The sequence below is a fragment of the Enterobacter sp. V89_11 genome, assembly GCF_029967775.1.
In the GTDB taxonomy this organism is placed as follows: Bacteria; Pseudomonadota; Gammaproteobacteria; order Enterobacterales; family Enterobacteriaceae; genus Enterobacter; species Enterobacter ludwigii.
Map to the genome: position 1 here is coordinate 226,034 of NZ_JASCAN010000002.1, position 22,182 is coordinate 248,215.

Consider the following 22,182-nt stretch of genomic DNA (forward strand, 5'->3'; position numbering starts at 1 on the left):
TATGCAAACACAACTGCTGATAAATGGTGAACTGGTCGCCGGGGACGGGGAAAAACAGCCGGTCTATAACCCTGCCACCGGAGAGGTACTTCTGGAGATTGCTGAAGCGTCAGCAGCGCAGGTCGACGCGGCGGTCCAGGCCGCCGATCGCGCATTCATTGAATGGGGACAAACCACGCCTAAAACGCGTGCCGAGTGCCTGCTGAAGCTGGCTGACGTGATTGAAGCCCACGGCGAAGAATTTGCCCGTCTCGAATCGCTCAATTGCGGTAAGCCGCTGCACTGTGCGTTGGGAGATGAAATTCCGGCTGTGGTCGACGTTTTCCGCTTCTTTGCCGGCGCCGCCCGCTGCCTGAACGGGCTGGCCGCCGGCGAATATCTTGACGGTCACACATCGATGATACGCCGCGATCCGGTGGGCGTGGTCGCCTCCATTGCGCCATGGAACTATCCGTTGATGATGGCGGCATGGAAGCTGGCACCCGCGCTGGCCGCGGGTAACTGTGTGGTGATCAAACCTTCGGAGATTACCCCACTGACGGCCCTCAAGCTGGCGGAACTGGCGAAAGACATCTTCCCGGCAGGCGTTCTGAACGTTCTGTTTGGCCGCGGAAAAACGGTCGGCGATCCGCTGACCGGCCACGAAAAGGTGCGTATGGTGTCGCTCACCGGTTCTATTGCCACTGGCGAACATATTATTGGACACACGGCGTCCTCGATTAAACGCACCCATATGGAGCTGGGCGGCAAAGCCCCGGTTATCGTTTTCGACGACGCCGATCTTGATGCGGTTGTTGAAGGGGTACGTACTTTCGGTTTCTACAATGCCGGGCAGGATTGTACGGCAGCCTGTCGTATTTATGCGCAGAAAGGCGTTTGTGCCGCGCTGGTGGAAAAACTGGGTGCCGCGGTGGCGAGCCTGAAGATGGGCGCGCCGGAGGAGGAAACCACCGAGCTGGGCCCGCTCAGTTCCGAAGCCCATCTTTCACGCGTCTGTAAGGCGGTTGATGAGGCTAAAGCCCTGAGCCATATTCGCGTGGTGACCGGCGGCAGCAAAAAAGAGGGGGCAGGCTACTATTTCCAGCCAACCCTTCTGGCAGGGGCAAAACAGGACGATGCTATCGTTCAGCGTGAAGTGTTTGGCCCGGTTGTAAGTGTCACCGAGTTTGATGACGAAGCGCAGGTGCTGGCATGGGCGAACGATTCGCAGTACGGCCTGGCGTCATCGGTCTGGACCCGCGATGTAGGGCGTGCCCACCGGATGAGCGCGCGTCTGCAGTACGGCTGCACCTGGGTTAATACCCATTTTATGCTGGTGAGCGAAATGCCGCACGGCGGGATGAAGTTATCCGGCTACGGCAAAGATATGTCGGTGTACGGCCTTGAAGATTATACCGTTGTTCGCCACGTGATGATAAAGCTCTAAGCCCCCATGCCCGGTCGCATTCAGCGCCGGGCATTCTCTGCCTGCAGTACATATCCCATATTATTCAGATGGTTATTCTGTAACGAAAAAACTTGATCTGTATCAACATATGACGCATATTGCGTGCGGTTATTTTTTCGGCTCTGGTAAACAGAATGACGTTGTATCAAAAGATGTTGGTTTTTTACGCAATCATGGCTTCTGTCTGTGCATTAATTACCTGGTTCCTCTCTAAAGACCGCAAACGTATCCGACTGCTCAGTGCTTTTCTGGTGGGGTCAACCTGGCCAATGAGCTTTCCCGTTGCGCTGTTGATCTCGCTTTTCTGAAGCACGCTTCCCGTTTTAAAAGATGAACATAGCATTCCAGACACGAAGACTGTATAAATACACAGTGAATCGTTAAAGGAGTGCTTATGAACAGTTTTTACTCGCAGCAGGCCGGCTGCGTTGTGCGCTGGCACGATCTTCCCGGCTCTGGCGATCCTGTGGTGTTTATTCACGGGTTAGGCTGCGCCTCTTCTTATGAATATCCTCGTATCGTCTCTGACGCCCGGTTTGGTGCGCGCAGAGCCATTCTTATCGATCTCCCGGGCAGCGGTTACAGCGACAAACCCGTGCAGTATCGTTATCGCACCAGCGAGCAGGCGCGAGTGGTGGCTGAACTGTTGGACCATCTCAAACTCAATAGCTTCTGGCTATATGGTCATAGTATGGGTGGCAGCATTGCTATCGAGGTAGCAGGACTGATGGCGCCACGTGTAAAAGGGTTGATGGTGTCGGAACCCAATTTTCACGCCGGGGGTGGCATGTTCAGCCGCTCTATTGCAGCACAGACGGAACAACAGTTCCTGGCGCAGGGGTATGATGCGCTGCTCAGTGCAGAAACCTCACCCTGGGCGGGCAGTCTGCAAAGCAATGCGCCGTATGCCGTGTGGCGTGGCGCGTCCAGCCTGGTGGAAGGGGTAGAGCCGGAATGGGAGGTTCAGTTTTTGTCTCTGCGCTGCCCGGTGACGTTGATTTTCGGCGAGTGGTCCCTGCCTGATGATGATGTGGACTCTCTGCAAAAGCGGGGCGTTGAAGTGAAAATCATCCCAGCGGCCGGACACTCCATGTCCTGGGAAAATCCGTCGGCACTGGCGCAGACGTTAGCAGAGTGTATGACCACGACCTGAAAGGATAGCCCGCATCTCTGCGGGCCAGGAACGCTAACGTAACAGGGCTTGTAAGGCCTGGCGTGCGGCAGGCTGTACATCGTGCGGGTGGCGGAAATCGATGTTCTCTATTGCCCGGCTATAGAGGGCGACCAGCCAGTCATAGACATACACCGTTGCCGCATGTACGGGTTGTTCTCCCAGACGCGTCAGGCGCGGCGCGGTACTGTTGACCACCGGCGTAACAAAGATTGCCTGGCCTTTACGGATGCGGCTCGCCGGGCGTGCCTCTGCGGGTGTCCGATCGTAGCCCAGCCAGCCAATGAAGTTGCCCATCACGGCATGCAGTTGGGCTGCACTGCTCTTGTCGGTTTCAACGATGTTCTGCAACTGCTGCGGCAGGTTCAGTCGGTAGCTGGCCACCACCAGAACGTCAGCAATTTGCTGCAAAACAGCGGGTTCCAGCCCAAGGCGCGCGGCAGTGGCATCGTTGCGGCTCCACTGGCGCAGATGGTTTATCCAGACTTTATGTGCCAGGCGAGCTTTGTCTTTGGTCTGGAATGGACTGGCGTTCTCCTGGGCATGCTCGGCAAACAGGTCAATGGTATCCGTAAACAGTCCGTTCACCTGCTCCTCGCGGGGCTGCTGAACGGCCAGCAGGGTTTCAAAGGCTTTAAGCGGCGGCAGAAGACCTTCAAGCAGTTCACCGTGGCGGGCAGCGGAGCTTTGCAGAACGCGCACCATGTTTTCGGCCTGAGTTCGCCTGGCGCCGGGTTCCTCAACCAGCGGTGCCAGATACCCCTTCATCAGGGCCGAGAGTTCCTGGCGCAGCATTGCTTTCAGCGTGCTAAGACGCTTCTGTCGCTGAGCGGATAACGTGGCCTGAGACAACCACTCGATCACGCGCTGCATGCTGTGGCTGTCCAGCGCCTGCAGTGTCCCCCAGCGCACACCCGGTTTGCCCAACAGGTGCTGTACCGTTTCATCAAGGTTCTGACGGGTGGTAAAACGTGCGTCGTGAGGCGTAATCGCCCACACCAGCCCCGGCAGGGCGGATTCTTCAACCGGCTGAGTCTCTTTGACCCAGTTCATCAGCACCCGGGCTTTTTTAGCCGTTTGCTCGTGCTGGGCTGTCGCATTGCAGATAACAAGCACGTCCGGTTGCAGCTGCTGGCGATAATGCTCTAGCAACCACTGGCATTTAGCCTGATTCAGTGTATCGGCGCTGTTATCTGAAAAGACCGGAATATCAATAATATCGACATTATCCAGGGCGCTGCTTTCGACCGGCAAGACCAGCTCACGCGCCAGGAAGGCGAGCGTATCGACAGGGATACTGATGGCGTTAAGCATCTCGCCGTTGTTCAGCGGATGAAGCAGCGTCTCCTGGGCCTCCGGAAGGGAAAAGGTGCCGTGAGTCAGGAACCCTTCGCCCGGCAGCCCGAAGTTATCGACCAGCAGGCTGAGCGGGGCGGCGAGTGCTCCGGCATGGCTGGTCTGATGCAGGACATGAGCGAGCTTTAACCACTGCTGGGTCAACTCCTGTTGCTCACCCCACAGCAGCGACCAGACGCTGGCACGCGTGCTGAGATCGAGCGAAGGGACCAGCTGTGCAAACTGATGCCACAGGGCATCATCAATTTGTTGTTTCGCGGCAGGTACTGAGCTTTGCCAGAAGCGGGCGATGGCACCCACGTCCTGAGCCGTAATACCAGGAACGCCCTGCGGCTGGCGCAGGCCACGCCACTTCTCCAGGCGCGTCTCAATGACCGCTTTATCCACGGCGCGGATTTCCGGCTGCAGCGTGGTGCGGGCGATAAACAGCTGAACCAGCTCTGCCTCTGTCACCAGGCTCAGGCGCAGCGGGAACGCCTCATCCATCACCTCTGTATTTCCGCGGGTGAACCGCACGGCCATGTTGGTCAGGGCATGTCCCGGATTAATGTGCGAAAAATAGTCAAATGTACGCTGGCCTGGCGTAACGTTCAGGCGGCCATTACCGCTGCCGCACAGCGATAAAAGCAGATGCGCTTTAGCACTCTGAGAATGACCGTAAAGTCCAATACTGCCCGGGCGTGACAGGGCGCGGTCAATGGCCTGCTCCCGTGCCTGCGTCGCGTTGATGCGCGCAAGAAGGGCATCGGCCTCGTTATCCAGCACAGGGGCGTTCAGGCGCGTCTCATTTATCCACCCGATTAAGGCCTGAGTGGTGGTCATCGTCGCAGTCATTTCAGGTATACGCTCCCGCTGTCGATCCAGTAGTGGCTGCCGCTATGACGGCGATCGGCCAGAGTATTCAGTTTGAAGGTTAAAGCATCAGGCGGAACCGGCGTCCCGTCCTGCAACCAGGCATCGCTCAGCGCGAAGGATTCAGGCCCTTCATGCTTATTGCCGCCGCAAAGTTTGAGCCGCACGTTCAGCACGCCGTCACCCGCAATCGCTTTGGCCAGTTCGGCCGAGTTGATGCTAAGCGTATAGAGCGGCGTTGCCGGCCAGCGCGCGTTCGCCAGCTGGCGGAAACCGAGCGTCACATTTCCGCGCAGCGGGAAGTGCAGACGAGCGTCGAGTTTCGCACCCGGTTTATCCAGGTCGATATCCTGATACCAGACGTTTTCTTCACGCAGGGTGTTTACGGTGTTATCCAGGACACCCAGATAGCGAACAGTCGAATATGCACCGATATCCGCGGCTTTAAAGTTAAAGCGCGGCAGTCGCAGGTCAAGCGCCAGACTGCAAAGCATCGCGCCGACGGCGGCAGTCGATTTTGGATTACCAATGCGTCCTTGCTGGCTGAACGGGTACCATTCATGAACCTGGTATTTATCCAGCCAGACGATGCGATTAACCGGCACCGGCTGCAGGTGGCGAATAAGCGCCTGAACGCCAGGCAGGCAGCCCGGACGCCCCGTGATCAGCAGAATATCGCAGCTGTAATGTGAAATGGCCTCGCACACCGCATGCAGGGGTGACGCCAGCGTGAACTGGCCTGCCAGCATCGCATCCTGCATTTCACGGAAATTCACGTGCAGCGGAACGGCAAACAGATCGAAGGCCTCTGAACCTGCCGGCAAGGCATGATCGACGGCCTGTTGCAGATAATTCATCACGTTGCGGGTCGGTTTCTGCGACAGCAAATCGCCAAAGGTGGCATGCAAGCCTGCCATCGGATCGTCGATGTCGCTGGATTCCCACGCGGCAAGGATGGCGTGACCAATCGGCATAAAGAGCTGAAGCGCCGTTTGCTGGCGCAATACCGCCTGAGTATCGATACGTCCTGAGTCACCAAACAGCGAGGCCATCAGCAGAGAGGCATCGGCGATACCGGACTTCTGCAGCTGGGTTTGCAGGGCGGGTAACACATAGCGCTGGATGACGTCCAGCAGGGTGTCGTCACCGGCCACTTTAAACCCTTCGCGGAACAGCAGCTGCGGCGTGATTTTGACGTTGTTACCGGAGCCGTCATCCAGCTGATAATGGGTGATCGCCATGTCGGTTGTGCCGCCGCCAATGTCGATAGAGGCGACACGCAGCGAGCGCCCCGGCTGCACGCCCGGTTCAGGTTCACGATCAGGGCGGGCGAGGGAGGCGAAGAACGCTTCCGTCTGACCACCAAAATGTGAGATCGCTTCGTTGTACAGCCACACCAGTTGACCACAGCTGGCCTCGTCCCACTCCATCTGGATTGCAGGTACCGGCACCACGCTTTTTTCCTGGTGCTTACGGGTGGCAAAATCGTCGTCCTGCGGGTGCCAGCCCATCGCTTTCCAGACGATAGCGATCGCTTCGAACATGCGGCGACGGAAGATCTCGCGTTCCTGCTTCGGCATCGCCGAGGGCAGGGTCAGGATCAGCGTACGCAGCTGGCGTGGCGAGGCCGGAAAGCCCAGACGCAGGCGCGTGGCAACGCTGTTGATCTGCCCCAGCGCCTGTGCCAGCAGTTCGCACAGCATATGCGTCATCAGCGTGCTGCGGCTGTACTGCGGAGAGAAGACCGGCAGTCGCTCGTCCTGCGGCAGCGTAAAGAGCGGCTCACCGTCATCGTTCATCAGGTTCATCAGCGGGAACGCGGTCGCCAGCGGTTCGCGCTGGGTTTTGCTGTTCATCTGGCTAAAGCGCCAGTCCTGGACCACCGGGGTTTCATCCCACAGGTAGCGACGCGGGCTGGAGATACCGCTGTTACCTTCCGTGCCCAGACGGCGCGTAGCCAGTTTGCGTGCTTCATCGCCCACGCGGACAATAGACGGCCAGACAAAGGCATCTTCACGCCCACTTTCCACCGAGAAGTGCTGCTTGCCAAAACGCGCTTCTGAAAACTCCAGACGACTGGTAAACAGCGGCTCATTGAGGAACTGTGGTTCGCTTAACGAGCGCACCTGCAGTTCGGCCGTCTGGCGCAGACCGTCGTTCGCATCACCGTGATCTTCAATAATAACGCCGCAGGTATGGGTATTCCCGACGTCGAGGATCAGGTCGACCGGAATAGCCGGCGTACTGAGGGTATGGGTGACAAATTTCACTTCTGGCACGGTAAGCTGTTCACCGAGCATGGACAGCATGTTGAGCCAGTGTGCCTGGTACTCAAAGCTGCGCATTGCCTGCTGCAGGTCGCGTTCTGCGCGGTTTTCAACGTCGGTCGCATAGTGGGTAAACGCCTCGCGCAGCCAGCCGTCAATCCAGGTCTGGTCGAGGAAGCTTTCCACCTCATCGTCACGCCATGCCAGTCCGAAACGGGTGCCGTTGAGAATGTCATTTTCAACCGGGGACAGCGCGGCAGTAGCATGCTCTGCAATCTGGCTGTCGAGAGCGAGCGTGACGCGGTGTGTATTACCTGCCGCATCAGGCGTTTCAAGTTTACGCACCTGGACACGCGCCCAGTTATCCGGCCCGTCAACAAAGGTACGTGGCGGATTGAAGCGCAGGAAGGGAATGGGAAGCCAGACACCATCCAGCACCGTCAGGGACTGATGCAGTGGGATCGTGGTTTCCGGTTTCACCACTTCAGGCTGTCCGCCGTTCAATCCCGGCAGCGTGTAACGCCCGTTGACGAGATCGAAATCGAGACGCAGAAGCGGACCGTTGGCGGTTTTACGTACGAAGCGCCCGTTGCTGGCGGTGTCCTGCGGAGTCAGGCCAAAATCGAGGAATTGCACGCCGCTGTTGGCAATAAGCGTGACGCTCTGTTTATAGTCGCAAAGATTTACCAGCATAGGGTCAGGCACCTGCTTTCTTGAACGTCAGTGGAACGACGGTTTTGGCATCATAACGGGCATTACATTCAGCGACATCGCTGGTACCTGCTTTACAGGCAACTTCCGGCATCGGGTAGCGTGAACCGTCTGTGCAGCGGGCATTACCGCGACTCTTAATCATCAGTTCGCCATTGCTGTGCAGCCCGGAGAAAACCTCCACGCGGCAGACAACATTGTCACCGTGAACAACACGAGCGAAGCCTTTATTGTTCTGGATCTGATAGCGCAGCGACGGTGGTTTGCCGGTAATCGGATCTTTCACGTCGAGGATCGCACGCCATGTTCCGTTCAGAAAACGCGTCGACCCCGCTTTCACCTGGTTTGCTTCCATGACCATGGCGTCTTTCGGGATCGCCGCAATCACAACCGGCGCAGGCGCTGGGGCAGCGACGGGAGCCGGCTCTTTTTCTTTGCTCGCGACCACCTCTGCCTGATGCAGCGGTAATTTCATCGGCAGTGGCTCAACGGCTTTAATCGGCTTTGGCGCAATGGCGACAGGTTCAGGGGCAACGACAGCCACTGGCTCGGCAGAAGGGGCCTGTTTTGGCCACAGCAACGGGGTGGCAATCGCGGCAACGATCACGGCGGCAACCGGAAGCGTCCACAGGGGAACGCGGCGTTTTTTGGCGACGATCGCAGGCTCTGGCTCGGGTGCTTCCACAGGTGGCACAGTGACCGGTGCAGGTTCAGGCGTATACAGTTCGTCCGGCGTGATGCGCACCACCGTGGCCGGGGCGATCAGCGGCTCATCGGCCTGTTCAAAGGTCAGAACTGGGGTCGGTTCCGGCTCGGGTTCAGGGTCTTCAATGACAATCGGGGCTGGCTCAGGGATCAGCGATTCACGTAAACAGTCGAGTACGTCGTCACGTGCATTCTCATTGAGGTTTACAAACCCCCAGAAGCTTATGACCGGCTTTCCATCAACCAGGAAAAGGAAATTTTCGCCGGGAAACTGAAATGCTTTCGACAGCAGGGAGCCGAAAAGCTGTTGCGCTGTTTTTGGCGACTGCAGGCACTTCTTACTCAGCGATTCAACGCTGGCCAGCGTATTTTCCAGATAGCGAAGGGCGCGATAACGATCGTCTTCGTTCGCCGCTTTCCAGCTGGTTACGCAACCGTCGACCGGCGAATACCAGTCGACACGGTCGCCACCATCATTGACCTGCGGAATAGCCAGACAGTCGACAATCGCCTGTTGTTTGCGTAACCGGAGCGCTTCCCGGATTTGTAACGCTGATTCAAAAACGGCTTGTCCGCCGCCGCCAACGGCCTGAAAGTCATCCAGATTACCGCTGCGTAAAAGAGTTTTTGCCACGATTTGATCCCATATACTTCTTCACACCGTTACTTTAACGAAATCGGGAAGCAACCAAACGGAGGAAGAGACGCCAAAAGGGACGATTTCTTGTGGCATAGAAAGGTGCGGTTGTGCTTGACGAATAATGGCACTTAAGGCAAATCAACCTCTGGCGCACTGGCTGTAAAACCAGCGGAAAACGTTGCTTTAGAATAACCTGATAGTGATTCGTTATTTGCCAGGTTATAGCGGCTGTGCTGTTATTACAGTCCAATATAATAAAACTGCCAGGGTTATAACCATGTCTACAGGGAAAACGCTGCTCGCCCTCGCGCTGAGCACTCTCTTACCAGCAGGTGCCGCATGGGCGGCGAATAATGACACCATCATTTATTGCTCTGAAGCATCACCGGAGTCTTTCAACCCGCAGATCGCCAGCTCAGGCCCGTCATTCGTGGCCAGCTCTCAGGTCCTGTATAACCGCCTGATCAATTTCGACCCGGTGAAAAACACCCCGGTACCGTCGCTGGCAGAGTCCTGGACAATTTCCCCGGACGGTAAGACTTATACCTTTACGCTGCGTAAAGGGGTCAAGTTCAACAGCAATAAATACTTCAAGCCGACCCGTGATTTTAATGCGGATGACGTTATTTTTTCCGTCATGCGTCAGAAAGACCCTAAGCATCCTTATCACAATGTCTCGCAAGGTAATTACGAATACTTTAATGACGTAGGCCTGGACAAGCTGATTCAGGACGTCAAAAAGGTTGATGATTATCACGTGCAGTTTACGCTGAGCGAACCAAACGCCGCTTTCCTTGCTGACTGGGGGATGGATTTCGCCTCTATTCTTTCCGCTGAATACGCTGACGCGATGCTGAAAAAAGGGACGCCTGAGAATGTCGATACCTGGCCGATTGGTACCGGGCCATACGTTCTGCAGCAGTACAAAGTGGATTCGCTGATCCGCTACGTCGCTAACCCGAACTACTGGGAAGGTGCGGTTCCGACGAAACACCTTATTTTCTCCATCACGCCAAACGTAGAAACGCGTCTGGCGAAGCTGCAGACCAACGAATGTCAGATTATTCCTGCGCCGTCACCGGTTCAGTTTGATGTTATTAACAAAAATAAAGACCTGAAGCTGCACGCCGTGGAGGCGTTGAACGTGGGGTATCTGGCGTTCAATACCGAGAAAAAACCGTTTGATAACGTGCTGGTGCGTCAGGCCCTGAACTATGCGACGGACAAAAAAGCCATCGTGAATGCGGTCTTTATGGGTTCCGGTACGGTGGCGAAATCACCCATTCCGCCGAATATGCTGGGCTTTAATAACGATCTGAAGGACTACAGCTACGATCCTGAAAAAGCGAAAGCTTTGTTGAAACAGGCCGGTCTGGAGAAGGGCGCGGACGTGACGCTGTGGTCAATGCCTGTGCAGCGTCCGTATAACCCTAACTCGAAGCGTATTGCGGAGATGATCCAGAGCGACTGGGCAAAAGTCGGCGTGAAGGCCAAAATTGTCTCTTACGAGTGGGGCGAGTATCTCTCCGGTATGCGTAAAGGGGAGCATGATTCCGCGCTGTTTGGCTGGATGTCCGATAACGGCGACCCGGATAACTTTGCTGATGTACTGCTGGGATGCGACAGCATCAAAACCGGATCGAACGCCGCGCGCTGGTGCGATAAGGGGTATGATGATCTGGTCAAGAAAGCCAAACTGACCAGCAACCCGGGTGAGCGTGCGAAACTCTACAGCCAGGCGCAGGAGATCTTCTATGCTCAGGCACCGTGGATTGCGCTGGCGAACGGCAAAACGTTCTACGCCACCCGCAGCAACGTAACGGGGTACAGCGTGAGCCTGATGGGCAGCGATTTCTCCAAAGCGAAACTGAACTGACATTTTTCCCGGCAGGCACCGCGCCTGCCGGGCATCTGACAAGGAGTGACAATGTCACATTTAAATGAAGTTATCGCCCGTGTCGATACCGCCATCGAAGAGGGAGTGATTAGCCGAATGAATGAACTGCTGATCGAACTGAGCGATGACACAGCGTTAAGCCGTGAAGATCGCTACAGTCAGCAGCAGCGTCTGCGTACCGCGATTGCACATCACGGTAAGCAACATAAAGAAGAGATGGACGCCCGTCAGGAATTGCTGACCAAAGGCGGTACGATACTGTAGCGGTGAGCCGGGGGTCAGAACTGGCGTCTCGCGACCAGCCACGCCCCGACCACCAGCATTACGGCACCGCACACCGGGCCAATCAGCGCGCGCAAGGGGATGCCATTGCTTCTGAGTACATCCATCACCAGCCCGCCAATCAACTGGCTTGCCACCAGCACGGCGATCGTTGTCGCTGCGCCAACATTTTGATAGCCGCTGATACTGGCAAAAACAAAAAACGACCCTAACAGCCCCGGAATCAACGTCCACCAGCGGATCGTTGAGGCCAGCTCGCTAAATCCGGCGAAGCCCTGTTTTAGCAGCAGAATGCTGACAAACAGCACAATGCCAACCAGCGAATTCAGCAGCATCGCGATAAGAATGGTCGAGGAGGACTGAGTGATGCGCACCATTAAGGTGTTTTGCACCACCAGGCCAATTCCCGCCGCCACCAGAAAAGCCAGCGTCAGAGACTGATTCATGAGATAGCGTCCGGATCGCTGCGCTCATCAAGCTGCAACTGCATAAAGGTCAGATCCAGCCAGCGGCCAAACTTCGTGCCCACCTGCGGCATCTGGCCGGTGGTCACAAAACCGAGCGTCTCATGAAGATGAATAGAGGCCTGGTTTTGCGCCTCAATGCCCGCCACCATGACGTGTTTGCCGAGGGTCCGCGCTTCAATAATCAGCGCGTTCATCAGCGTGCGGCCAATACCTTTCCCCTGATGATCCGGATGAACGTAGACAGAATGCTCTACCGTATGCCGGAAACCGTCAAAGGCGCGCCAGTCGCCAAACGAGGCGTAGCCGGTGATAACGCCATTCTCTTCACTCACCAGCACCGGGTAGCCTGCGAGGGCACGCGCCTCAAACCAGGCAATGCGGTTATCCGTATCGACGGTTTTATCATTCCAGATCGCGGCAGTATGCAGCACCGCGTGGTTGTAAATCTCCCCAATAGCGGCGCAGTCTTCTTTGCAGGCATGACGAACGATCATGTTTGAACCTCTGAGTGTGTTGTTCACTATAGTATTACGTTATGAGTACGATATTACACAACTGTACAGACGGATGGCTATGACATAAGCCAGATTTTTTTGTTATCAAAACCGCGTTGAAATGCCGGTCATACACTATAGTATGACGTCATGAATACTATGGCAGACACAATGAATCAAAGGATTAGCGCGCGAATTCGCCTTGAACGCGAGTCGCGAGGATGGTCATTAAGCGAGCTTGCTGACCGGGCCGGCGTCTCGCGCGCCATGATCCACAAGATAGAGCGAGGGGACAGCAGCCCGACGGCGACCTTGCTCGCGCGGTTATCCGGCGCGTTTGGCATCAGCATGTCAACGCTGATCGCCAGGGCCGAAATGCAGGAAGGAAAGCTGCTGCGTCTGGAAAACCAGCCCGTCTGGCGTGACCCTCAGACACACTACCTCCGCCGCCACGTTTCACCCCGCACCGATTTGCCCATCGATCTTGTTCAGGTTGAGCTGCCGGCGGGAAGCGATGTCCCTATGCCCGCCTCGTCGTATGCGCTGGCGCGCCAGCTTATCTGGCTGCAGTCTGGCGAACTGGTTTTCCAGGAGGGCGATACCCGTCATGAAATGCACGCCGGTGATTGCCTGGAGCTGGGGCCGCCCAACGACTGCCGGTTCATTAATGAGACGAATGAAACCTGTATCTATCTGGTTGTGCGGCTTAACCAGTCTGGCTCGTAAAGTTAAAGCGTTTACGCCGATCATGAGCCAGGCTCTAATGACATTTGTACCAGAAGGAGTTCCTGATGAATCAATCTGTTTCGCAAAATCGCCGCTGGGTTCTGGCTTCTCGTCCGCACGGTGCGCCGGTCGCGGAGAATTTTCGTCTGGAAGAGCAGCCTGTTCCTGAACCTCAGGCAGGACAGCTTTTGCTGCGCACGGTCTGGCTGTCGCTTGATCCTTACATGCGTGGCCGCATGAGTGATGCACCTTCCTATTCACCGCCAGTGGAAATTGGGGCGGTCATGGTGGGGGGAACGGTCAGCCGCGTGGAGCAGTCAAATCATCCGGACTATACGCCGGGTGAGTGGGTGCTGGGCTACAGCGGCTGGCAGGAGTATGAAATTTCAGACGGCAGCGGCCTGGTGAAACTGGGCGAAAATATTTCTCACCCCTCGTGGGCGCTGGGCATTCTGGGTATGCCAGGGTTTACCGCCTATATGGGGCTACTGGACATCGGCCAGCCTAAAGCCGGTGAAACGCTGGTGGTTGCGGCGGCGACGGGGCCGGTTGGTGCGACGGTCGGGCAGATCGGTAAAATCAAAGGTTGCCGGGTGATCGGCGTTGCCGGTGGCGCAGAAAAATGCCGCCATGCCGTCGAGGTGCTCGGGTTTGACCAGTGCCTGGATCACCATGCCGATGACTTCGCGGCCCAGCTGGAAAAGGCCTGCCCGAAAGGGATTGATGTCTATTATGAAAACGTCGGCGGGAAAGTCTTTGACGCCGTGTTGCCCTTACTGAACACCTCGGCGCGCGTACCGGTATGTGGTCTGGTGAGCGGTTACAATGCGACGGGTCTGCCGGAAGGGCCTGATCGTTTGCCGTTATTGATGGCGACGATTCTGAAGAAACGGATTCGTATGCAGGGGTTTATCATCGCTCAGGATTACGGCCATCGCATCAAGGAGTTCCAGGATGAGATGGGGCGCTGGGTGCAGGAAGGCAAAATTCACTACCGTGAGCAGGTCACAGACGGCCTGGAGAATGCGCCTGAGGCGCTGATTGGCCTTCTTGAAGGAAAAAACTTCGGCAAAGTCGTGATTCGCGTCGCGGGTGACAATAAATAATCTAAAATATGGCGGGGTTTCCCGCCATATTTATTTGTGAAGATACGATATATTGTCTTTAATTAACTGGACATGGCTTTTCGCGCCTTCCGTTCAGATGAGCACGAAAACGAAAAAAAATAAATTTTGCATTTCTTGACATTTTTACAGACTTCCCATCACCAGGCATGACGATACAGGATATATCGGAACAGCGTCGTTTATAAAAAACGGCGTTTAAAAATAGCATTAAGTATTAGCTACAGGAATTGAACATGCTTGATTTGGACCATTTAGAAAAAGCGCAAAGGATCAGTCTTACCATGCAAGTCGAACTCAGTTTGAAAGGCGCGTTAATTACAGGTTCACTGAAACCTGGCGCTCGACTGATTACCAAAGAAATTGCTGATAAATTAGGAACCAGTATTACCCCGGTTCGCGAGGCGCTTTTGCGTCTGGTGTCGTCTGGGGCATTACACGCCACACCGGCGCAGGCGTTCCTGGTTCCTGAGGTCACGCTTGAGCGTTATAACGAGATTAACGCCATCAGAAAACAGCTTGAGCCTATGGCGGTAGCTGCCGCCTGTCAGCATATGACGGAAAATAAGCTGGAGGTGTTGCGCAAGCTATCAGAGACATTCCATGAAGCCATGCGCAACGGGCACGTTCAGCAGGCGCTGCATGCTAACCGCATCTTTCGGTTTACGCTTTATCAGTACGCGGAAATGCCGACACTCAGCGCCTTAATTGAGCAGCTATGGGTGCGTATTGGACCTTGCATGAACTATCTGCATCAGGAGCTTAACGACATCAAGGTGTCGACTTATCACTACGCCGAGCTCCTGTCCGCGCTTGAGCGAAGAGATGTTGATGGCAGTCAGAAGGCGATAGAGACGTTGATTGATGAAGCGAACACGCTTTTACAGCGACAATATTTTAACTGAGAGATTATTTAGCAGAGCGACTATATCCTGCCGCGAATTATATTCCTGGTTAAATACTCCTGATGGCTTATTGCCATCAGGAGCGTTATTCCATTTATAAAAATAATATTCAGCAAAAAAGAATGCTTTTTGCTTACTCGAAGCGATAAGAGACCGACAGACCTATGCCGTAGTTACGGCCCGGTGCAGGTTCGTAATAACGCCCGTTGGATTCATTCACGATAACCGATCCGACATACTCTTTATCGAACAGGTTATCGACGCGACCAAAGACGTCCATTCCCCAGTTACCGTAGTTGAATTTATACCCGGTATTCAGCCCAACCACCGTGTAGGACGGGGCTTTCGCCGTGTTCTCGTCATCCGCCATGATATCGCTCATGTAGCGCACATCCGATCCCGCATACCAGCCTTCTTCCGGCTGCCAGCCAAACGAGGCATAACCCATGTTGCGGGCAATGCCTGGCATACGGTTGCCGTTACAGTCGCCGGTGCTGCACACGTTGGTACGATAGGTGGCGTCCAGATAGGTCCACGCCATTTTCAGCTTCCAGTTCTCAGCAAACTGCTGATCCAGGGAAACTTCAACCCCCTGACGACGGGTTTTACCGGCGTTTTTATAGCTGGTACGACCGCCAGCGCTGGCATCGACGACAATCTCGTCATCCGTATCGGTGCGGAACAGCGCTGCCGTCAGCAGACCATTACCGATACGGGTTTTGCTGCCCACTTCATAGGTATTGTTGGTGGAAGGTTTCAGGCCAATGTTGAGGCCGCCCTGGTTATCCGCACGATAAGAGAGCTCATTGATGGTTGGCGTTTCAAACCCGCGACCTGCCGCAGCATAGAGATTCCACGCATCGGTCACGGCATATTTCACCGATCCGGCCGGGAGCCACTTGTGATAGCTTGCGTCACCGCTGTCGTCTCCGTTACCCGGGGTCACGTAATGGTCGTTGGAGTCAAACCAGACCGAGCTGTAACGGACGCCGGCATCCACGGAGAGTTTCTGCGTTAACTGCCAGCTGGTTTGCAGGTACGGGTCGACGTTCCACATCAGGTTACGTTCGTTACGACGTTTGTCGCCCTTGACGCCGTACTCCGGCACGCCGTTGTTCATCACGAAGTTCTCGTATCCGCGACGATCTTCGCTCATGTTTTCGTAGTTCAGACCGGTGGTAAAGGTGACCGGAACCAGCAGTTCGCCACGGTGCGTCCAGCGGGTATCAATCCCCTGGTAATGGCGCTGCATATCAATCACGCCGCCGGAGTGGGAAGGTCTCAGCTGAGGCTGATAAGGAATTGACTGGTACTGCGTCATTTCACGTTCGCCGGCGTACATCATGACGCTGAGATCGTCCTGGGTGCTGAGCTGACGATCGTAGCGCAGGCCAGCCTGGGTCTGCTTGATGGTCTTGCGCGTATTGTATTGATCGCCACGCGGAGACTGGCGAGGGTTGTCATGCCACTCCTGGGCACTCAGTCCACCCGGATCGTTAGCTTTCATGTCCACGCTGTTGAAAATCAGCGTCAGCTTACTCACGTCATCAATACGAACACCCAGTTTAGCGTTGGCGAGATTCTTCCGCGCGCCGCTGTGGTCGCGATAACCTTTGGTCGTGAAACGGGTAGTGGACACGGTGTAGTCCACATCCCCGGCATGCGTCCCGTCACCCATCGCGCCGGTGGCTTTCATTCCATAGCGCCAGGTACCGTAACTGCCGTAATAGCTGCTGGCCTCGATGGTCGGCGGCTGCTGCCCGGTCCGGGTCGTCATGTTGATCACGCCGCCAGAGGCGTTGCCATAAAGGGCAGAGAAGGGGCCGCGCAGCACTTCTACGCTGTCCACGCTGGAAAGATCGATATTGGAGGTTTGTCCCTGTCCATCCGGCATGGTTGCCGGAATACCGTCGACATACATACGGATACCGCGCACGCCGAAGGTTGAGCGGGCACCAAACCCACGCATCGAAAGCTGGAGATCCTGAGCATAGTTCTGGCGGTTCTGGATCTGCAGCCCCGGCACGCTGCCAAGAGATTCAGACAGGTTAATGCGTGGCGCAGCATGACGCATATCATCGCCATTCACGACGCTGACCGCCGCCGGGGTATCGAGCTCCGAGACGGTTTGCGGTGTGGCGCTGACGATCATGGTCTGTTCATCGGCACTCATCGCAGTGAGAGGCGCAGAGATAACAGGAACCAGCAGCAGTGGAAGCGTTGCCTTACGGGCAGAAATGATTTTCATGAAATAGACCGGTTATGGAAAAAACGTACCAAATGGAACATGTCCATATATGTTAAATCTTTTGTAAATCTTTTGAAAACTATAACCGCACATTGCGTTAATGAAAGGCCGGGAAGGAAAGAAAAACTCCACATTTAACTCATAAATGATTACTATTCTCATTATCAGAACGGCAATGCCATGACGTTGCCTGTCGGAAGTGATGTCAGCAGTAAACCCTGTGTTCAAAAAAGGAATTGTTATGTCTTTACGTCATCTGTGCTCGCCGCGCCTGAGTATGTCTCTGCTGTCAGGGGCGTTACTGTTTGCCGGAACCTTCCAGGTTCATGCTGCCGAAGAGATGTTGCGCAAAGCGGTCGGGAAAGGCGCATATGAAATGGCCGTGAGCCAGCAGGAGAATGCGCTGTGGGTCGCGACATCGCAGAGCCGCAAAACGGACAAAGGCGGGATTGTCTATCGCCTTGACCCGGTCACGCTGGACGTGACGCAGGTCATTCATAACGATCTCAAACCATTCGGTGCCACCCTTGATAATGCCACCCAGACGCTGTGGTTTGGTAACACCATCAACGGCGCGGTAACCGCGATTGATGCCAAAACGGGTGAGGTGAAAGGGCGACTGGTGCTGGATAACCGTCAGCGCAGTGAAACCGTCAAACCTCTGCAGCCGCGCCAGCTGGTGGCCGATGACAGCACAAACACGGTTTACATCACCGGCGTAGGCCAGGAGAGCGCGATTTGGGTGGTGGATGGTGCAACGCTGAAGCTGAAAGAGACCATCGGCAGTACCGGTAAATTCAGCACCGGCCTGGCGCTGGATGCGAAGGCAAAACGTCTTTACACCACCAATGCTGATGGCGAACTGGTGACGATTGATACGGCAACCCACAAAATCCTCAGCCGTAAAAAAGTGCAGGACGACGGTAAGGAGCACTTCTACCTGAATCTGAGCCTGGATACCGCCGGACAGCGTGCGTTCTTAACCGACTCAAAGCAGCCGGAAGTGCTGGTGGTGAATCTGAAGGACGGCAGCGTCATCAAGAAAATTGCCGTGCCTGAATCGCTGGCCGTTCTGTTTAACCCGGCGCGCAACGAAGCGTATGTGACGCACCGTGAAGCGGGTAAGGTGAGCGTAATCGACGCGAAAACCTACAACGTTACCAAAACCTTCGACACCCCGGTCTACCCGAACAGTCTGGCGCTCTCTGCGGATGGCAAAACCCTGTATGTGACGGTAAAACAAAAATCGACCCGTCAGCATGAAGCCACCCAGCCTGATGACGTGATTCGTATCACGCTCTAAGTTTCGCTCCTCAACACAAAGAAAAAGGGAAGGCGCAATGCCTTCCCTTTGTATTAACCAGCAGGTCGATATTAACGCGACGTCTCTTCAACCAGCGGGGCGTCGTGTTTGGCATCATCAGGATGAACCGGCGCCGTGCTGTGAATTTCTTGTACGCGTTTACGCACGCCAAACCAGCCGGCAATCAGCAATACGGCCAGCAGAGGAATGGTGGCGATCGTGTAGGTACCGTTAGGGTAATCAAACGCCATCAGCACCAGCACGCTGAACAGGAAAAGCAAAGTGAGCCAGGAGGTCACCGGTGCGCCCGGCAGCTTAAAGCTGACTTCAGCGGCTTTGCCTTCTTTGATCGCTTTGCGCAGACGCATCTGGCAGACCACGATAAAGGCCCAGGAGGCGATGATGCCGAGCGCGGCAACGTTCAGCACGATTTCGAATACCTGAGACGGTACCAGGTAGTTCAGGAACACGCCGAAGACATACACCACCAGCGTCGCCAGGATGCCCGCGTAAGGCACATGCTGACGGCTCATCTTCGACATGAATTTCGGCGCCGAGCCGCCCATCGACATGGAGCGCAGGATACGACCGGTGGAGTAAAGACCCGAGTTCAGACTGGAGAGTGCAGCCGTCAGCACCACGATATTCATGATGCTGCCAACATAAGGCACGCCCAGTTTAGAGAAGAAGGTCACAAACGGGCTTTGACCCGCCTGATAGGCGTTCCACGGCAGCAGCAGAACCAGCAGCACCACGGAACCAACATAAAAGAGACCGATACGCCAGATAACGCTGTTAATGGCTTTAGGTACCATGGTCTGTGGGTCTTTACATTCACCCGCCGCGGTGCCAACCAGCTCAATGGACGCGAAGGCGAACACCACACCCTGAACCAGCACCAGCGCAGGCAGCAGGCCATGCGGGAAGAAACCGCCGTTATCGGTGATCAGGTGGAAACCGGTGGCATTGCCATCGAGCGGTTTACCGCTACCGAGGAACACCGTACCCACGACCAGGAACACCACGATGGCCAGCACTTTTACCAGCGCGAACCAGAACTCCATCTCCGCGAACCACTTCACGCCGATCATGTTCATGGTGCCGACAATGGCCAGTGCGCCCAGCGCAAACACCCATTGTGGCACATCACCAAACGCGCCCCAGTAGTGCATGTAAAGCGCGACGGCGGTGATATCGACAATACCGGTCATTGCCCAGTTGACGAAGTACATCCATCCAGCAACGTAGGCCGCTTTTTCACCGAGGAATTCACGGGCGTAAGAGACAAAACTGCCGCTGGAAGGGCGATGCAGTACCAGTTCGCCCAATGCACGAAGAATGAAGAAAGAGAAGATCCCGCACACCAGATAGACCAGGGCGAGAGCCGGGCCAGCCATCTGCAGACGAGCGCCAGCACCTAAAAACAGACCCGTTCCGATAGCGCCGCCGATGGCGATCATTTGAACCTGACGGTTGCCCATCGCTTTGTGGTAGCCCTCTTCATGGGAGTTTAACCAGCGACGTTTAGCAGCGTGATGATCGGCTGCGCTTTTATTGCTTGTTTTCATTGAGTTACCTGTTTGCCTGTCTGAACCATTATCGTGATAGTCCTGCCTGGCAGAGTGCAATACAAACGATTGCTTCTGCGCAAACACATGTTGCCTTCCCAGTCATTCTGCGTATGGATAAGGCGAAACATGGCGAGGCATCCTACCTGCAATTCATAAGCGACGCAAAATATAACCGTGCCGAAAGTGATGCACGTCGAAGGAAATCGTGTGGTCAGAGCAGACGGGGATCACAACACGCTGAATAGCGGTGAGTTTTTAGACAAATCCATTAATGAAGTGGTGCTTTAATCATCAGTTTCGCTTAATGATTGCGCAAAGCAACCAGCGCATAACGGCCCCTTTGCTCAACCGCCAAAAACGGCAATCGCCTGTTGCAGACGGGTCGTGCGCTGCGTCAGATGGTGTGCGGCGTCCGTCACGTTATCCACCATACCGGTATTGTTTTGGGTCATTGTACCGATGCGGGAGATGGACGCGTTAATCAGGGCCAGCGCCTGCGTTTGCTCCTGCGTGGCGTGGCCTATCTCCTTAATCAGAGAAGACATCTCCATGACATTGCCAATCATCACCGTGAGCTGAGATTCAGTTTGCTCGACCTTCTCCACGCCGGCGTTCACGCTGGAAACGTTTTTCTCTATAAGCGTTTTGATCTCTTTGGCCGCGGTGGCAGAGTGCTGGGCAAGGTTGCGGACTTCGGCCGCCACGACCGCAAAACCGCGTCCGGCATCACCCGCACGCGCCGCTTCAACGGCCGCGTTCAGCGCCAGAATATTGGTCTGGAAGGCGATACGATCGATGACGCTGATGATGTCGACGATCTGGCTGTTATCCTGCGACACGGACTGCATCATGCCGATAGTCTCTTTCATCATTGCTTCACCGCGGTGAGCGCTGGTGCGGGTGCGATCTGCCATCAGGATCGCGTCTTTCGCCGTTTCAGCCGTCTGCTGAACCGCGCTGGCAATTTCTTCCACGGCTGAGGCCGTTTGCTGCAGAAAGTCTGCGGTTTCTTCGGTACGCGTTTGTAATGCCATACCTTCTTTCGCCACCTGCTGGCTGATTGTACTTATACCGCTGATTTGCGCACCGACATCGTCAACCAGCGAATGGAGGTTCAGACCCGACTGATTCACCATGCGCATCATCAGGCCGATTTCATCGACGCGGTCAAAATGGTAATAGTCCGCTTTACGTCCTGAAACCACCCGCTGCATTTGCTGGACAATGGATTTTACCGGCTTTGCAATTTGCGCATGAAGATAAACGGCCAGGGCAATAAATAGCAGAGCCAGACCTACAGTCTCAACAATACGATCGGCAAATATAAACAGCTGCAAACAAGCGAGCAGGGCGGTTATCGCAATACCAAGATGGATCCTTTTACTGGTGCTAAGGCGTTTAAACAGCGACGTAAAAGAGAACAGACCGTGGCGAACAAACAGGCCCTTATAAAAGCGGTGATGTTTTAATTCATTATTGCGCACTTTCTCATACCGTTTTTCACTGACAGCAATCTCTTCACGCGAAGGAATATTCCGCACAGAAATATAGCCGGTTAACGTTTCATTCTGATAAACCGGTGTGACGTTGGCGCGCACCCAGTAGTGATCGCCGTTCTGGCGGCGGTTCTTGACCAGCCCCGTCCAGGTCTCACCCTGTTGCAGGGTAAACCACATGTCGCCAAACGCCTCAGCAGGCATGTCGGGGTGGCGAATAAGATTATGCGGCTCACCGAGAAGACTCTCTTCTTTATAGCCGCTGGCGTCAATAAAGGCAGAGTTCGCATAGGTAATATGGCTGTGCGTATTGGTGGTCGACATAAGCGTCGAACCTTCGTTAAGTAAATACTCGTTTTGTGTAACGGGAGTGTTATTCCGCATCAGTAACCCCATGGTCATATATCAATAAAAAAGAGCCCGTTAAACATTCAGGCAAGATTGAAAGGTTTGTTTTTATTTTTACTGTCGGCATATTCTCTACGAAAGTTATGCGTTCCGGAATACCCTGTATTTAGTA

Annotated in this window: 17 protein-coding genes; 9 read left to right on the plus strand and 8 right to left on the minus strand. The window is 55.1% G+C overall.

Features of this window, described 5'->3' with window-relative positions:
• Window position 1: 1 nt before the first annotated feature.
• From patD to QLG09_RS02715, 3 genes are all read left to right on the plus strand, one after another.
• Entirely contained in the window at window positions 2-1,426 is a 1,425-nt protein-coding gene (patD, locus tag QLG09_RS02705) for an aminobutyraldehyde dehydrogenase (protein WP_232929764.1), read from the plus strand.
• A gap of 155 nt (window positions 1,427-1,581) precedes the next feature.
• A complete protein-coding gene (locus tag QLG09_RS02710) occupies window positions 1,582-1,755 on the plus strand; it encodes a GhoT/OrtT family toxin (protein WP_032670341.1) in 174 nt (57 codons plus the stop codon).
• An 86-nt stretch (window positions 1,756-1,841) separates the two neighbouring features.
• The gene (locus QLG09_RS02715) at window positions 1,842-2,600 is read left to right on the plus strand and encodes an alpha/beta hydrolase (protein ID WP_049022276.1); all 759 of its coding nucleotides are present in this window, start codon (window positions 1,842-1,844) and stop codon (window positions 2,598-2,600) included.
• Window positions 2,601-2,633: 33 nt separating this feature from the next.
• Here the strand turns inward: QLG09_RS02715 and QLG09_RS02720 are convergent, their stop codons facing one another.
• Genes QLG09_RS02720 through QLG09_RS02730 form a run of 3 tightly spaced genes read right to left on the minus strand, consistent with a single transcriptional unit; the run spans window position 2,634 to window position 9,143 of the window.
• The gene (locus QLG09_RS02720; RefSeq protein ID WP_049022274.1) at window positions 2,634-4,808 is read right to left on the minus strand and encodes a virulence factor SrfC family protein; all 2,175 of its coding nucleotides are present in this window, start codon (window positions 4,806-4,808) and stop codon (window positions 2,634-2,636) included.
• A complete protein-coding gene (locus QLG09_RS02725) occupies window positions 4,805-7,786 on the minus strand; it encodes a virulence factor SrfB (RefSeq protein WP_244047205.1) in 2,982 nt (993 codons plus the stop codon). The genes QLG09_RS02720 and QLG09_RS02725 overlap by 4 nt, the downstream gene beginning before the upstream one ends.
• A gap of 4 nt (window positions 7,787-7,790) precedes the next feature.
• Complete coding sequence (locus tag QLG09_RS02730; RefSeq protein ID WP_047955671.1) at window positions 7,791-9,143, minus strand: SrfA family protein; 1,353 nt, start codon at window positions 9,141-9,143, stop codon at window positions 7,791-7,793.
• Window positions 9,144-9,426: 283 nt separating this feature from the next.
• On the opposite strand from QLG09_RS02730, the gene QLG09_RS02735 reads away from it, so the two are divergent.
• Together QLG09_RS02735 and QLG09_RS02740 are read left to right on the plus strand one after the other, a co-directional pair.
• Window positions 9,427-11,025 carry an ABC transporter substrate-binding protein gene (locus QLG09_RS02735; protein WP_025204114.1) on the plus strand — a complete coding sequence of 533 codons (1,599 nt, stop codon included), beginning with the start codon at window positions 9,427-9,429 and terminating at the stop codon, window positions 11,023-11,025.
• Window positions 11,026-11,076: 51 nt separating this feature from the next.
• Window positions 11,077-11,310, plus strand: a complete 234-nt coding sequence (locus QLG09_RS02740; RefSeq protein ID WP_049023144.1) for a YdcY family protein — start codon at window positions 11,077-11,079, stop codon at window positions 11,308-11,310.
• Window positions 11,311-11,324: 14 nt separating this feature from the next.
• Here the strand turns inward: QLG09_RS02740 and QLG09_RS02745 are convergent, their stop codons facing one another.
• Together QLG09_RS02745 and QLG09_RS02750 are read right to left on the minus strand one after the other, a co-directional pair.
• Entirely contained in the window at window positions 11,325-11,774 is a 450-nt protein-coding gene (locus QLG09_RS02745) for a DMT family transporter (protein WP_014170257.1), read from the minus strand.
• A complete protein-coding gene (locus tag QLG09_RS02750) occupies window positions 11,771-12,289 on the minus strand; it encodes a GNAT family N-acetyltransferase (protein WP_020884028.1) in 519 nt (172 codons plus the stop codon). The genes QLG09_RS02745 and QLG09_RS02750 overlap by 4 nt, the downstream gene beginning before the upstream one ends.
• Window positions 12,290-12,439: 150 nt before the next feature.
• On the opposite strand from QLG09_RS02750, the gene QLG09_RS02755 reads away from it, so the two are divergent.
• The 3 genes from QLG09_RS02755 to QLG09_RS02765 all read left to right on the plus strand — a co-directional run bounded on the left by QLG09_RS02755 (window position 12,440) and on the right by QLG09_RS02765 (window position 15,044).
• Entirely contained in the window at window positions 12,440-13,015 is a 576-nt protein-coding gene (locus tag QLG09_RS02755) for a helix-turn-helix domain-containing protein (RefSeq protein WP_014170255.1), read from the plus strand.
• A gap of 65 nt (window positions 13,016-13,080) precedes the next feature.
• Complete coding sequence (locus QLG09_RS02760; RefSeq protein ID WP_044868082.1) at window positions 13,081-14,121, plus strand: NADP-dependent oxidoreductase; 1,041 nt, start codon at window positions 13,081-13,083, stop codon at window positions 14,119-14,121.
• Window positions 14,122-14,375: 254 nt separating this feature from the next.
• The gene (locus QLG09_RS02765; protein ID WP_020884031.1) at window positions 14,376-15,044 is read left to right on the plus strand and encodes a GntR family transcriptional regulator; all 669 of its coding nucleotides are present in this window, start codon (window positions 14,376-14,378) and stop codon (window positions 15,042-15,044) included.
• Window positions 15,045-15,177: 133 nt separating this feature from the next.
• On the opposite strand, the gene pqqU is transcribed toward QLG09_RS02765, so the two are convergent.
• On the minus strand, window positions 15,178-17,292 hold the full coding sequence (gene pqqU / locus QLG09_RS02770) for a TonB-dependent receptor PqqU (RefSeq protein WP_063435133.1): 2,115 nt from the start codon (window positions 17,290-17,292) through the stop codon (window positions 15,178-15,180).
• Window positions 17,293-17,533: 241 nt separating this feature from the next.
• Between pqqU and QLG09_RS02775 the strand changes: the two genes are divergently transcribed.
• Entirely contained in the window at window positions 17,534-18,595 is a 1,062-nt protein-coding gene (locus QLG09_RS02775) for a YncE family protein (protein WP_049023484.1), read from the plus strand.
• Between the two features lie 71 nt (window positions 18,596-18,666).
• Here QLG09_RS02775 and ansP read toward each other — a convergent pair whose 3' ends face one another.
• The gene (gene ansP / locus QLG09_RS02780) at window positions 18,667-20,163 is read right to left on the minus strand and encodes an L-asparagine permease (protein WP_020884034.1); all 1,497 of its coding nucleotides are present in this window, start codon (window positions 20,161-20,163) and stop codon (window positions 18,667-18,669) included.
• A 347-nt stretch (window positions 20,164-20,510) separates the two neighbouring features.
• Complete coding sequence (locus tag QLG09_RS02785; protein ID WP_049023486.1) at window positions 20,511-22,046, minus strand: PAS domain-containing methyl-accepting chemotaxis protein; 1,536 nt, start codon at window positions 22,044-22,046, stop codon at window positions 20,511-20,513.
• Between the last annotated feature and the right edge of the window lie 136 nt (window positions 22,047-22,182).

Coding starts and splice junctions, on each gene's coding strand:
- patD (WP_232929764.1), top strand. CDS start 2: ATGCAAACACAACTGCTGATAAATGGTGAACTGGTCGCCGGGGACGGG.
- QLG09_RS02710 (WP_032670341.1), top strand. CDS start 1,582: ATGACGTTGTATCAAAAGATGTTGGTTTTTTACGCAATCATGGCTTCT.
- QLG09_RS02715 (WP_049022276.1), top strand. CDS start 1,842: ATGAACAGTTTTTACTCGCAGCAGGCCGGCTGCGTTGTGCGCTGGCAC.
- QLG09_RS02720 (WP_049022274.1), bottom strand. CDS start 4,808: ATGACTGCGACGATGACCACCACTCAGGCCTTAATCGGGTGGATAAAT.
- QLG09_RS02725 (WP_244047205.1), bottom strand. CDS start 7,786: ATGCTGGTAAATCTTTGCGACTATAAACAGAGCGTCACGCTTATTGCC.
- QLG09_RS02735 (WP_025204114.1), top strand. CDS start 9,427: ATGTCTACAGGGAAAACGCTGCTCGCCCTCGCGCTGAGCACTCTCTTA.
- QLG09_RS02740 (WP_049023144.1), top strand. CDS start 11,077: ATGTCACATTTAAATGAAGTTATCGCCCGTGTCGATACCGCCATCGAA.
- QLG09_RS02745 (WP_014170257.1), bottom strand. CDS start 11,774: ATGAATCAGTCTCTGACGCTGGCTTTTCTGGTGGCGGCGGGAATTGGC.
- QLG09_RS02750 (WP_020884028.1), bottom strand. CDS start 12,289: ATGATCGTTCGTCATGCCTGCAAAGAAGACTGCGCCGCTATTGGGGAG.
- QLG09_RS02755 (WP_014170255.1), top strand. CDS start 12,440: ATGAATACTATGGCAGACACAATGAATCAAAGGATTAGCGCGCGAATT.
- QLG09_RS02760 (WP_044868082.1), top strand. CDS start 13,081: ATGAATCAATCTGTTTCGCAAAATCGCCGCTGGGTTCTGGCTTCTCGT.
- QLG09_RS02765 (WP_020884031.1), top strand. CDS start 14,376: ATGCTTGATTTGGACCATTTAGAAAAAGCGCAAAGGATCAGTCTTACC.
- pqqU (WP_063435133.1), bottom strand. CDS start 17,292: ATGAAAATCATTTCTGCCCGTAAGGCAACGCTTCCACTGCTGCTGGTT.
- QLG09_RS02775 (WP_049023484.1), top strand. CDS start 17,534: ATGTCTTTACGTCATCTGTGCTCGCCGCGCCTGAGTATGTCTCTGCTG.
- ansP (WP_020884034.1), bottom strand. CDS start 20,163: ATGAAAACAAGCAATAAAAGCGCAGCCGATCATCACGCTGCTAAACGT.
- QLG09_RS02785 (WP_049023486.1), bottom strand. CDS start 22,046: ATGCGGAATAACACTCCCGTTACACAAAACGAGTATTTACTTAACGAA.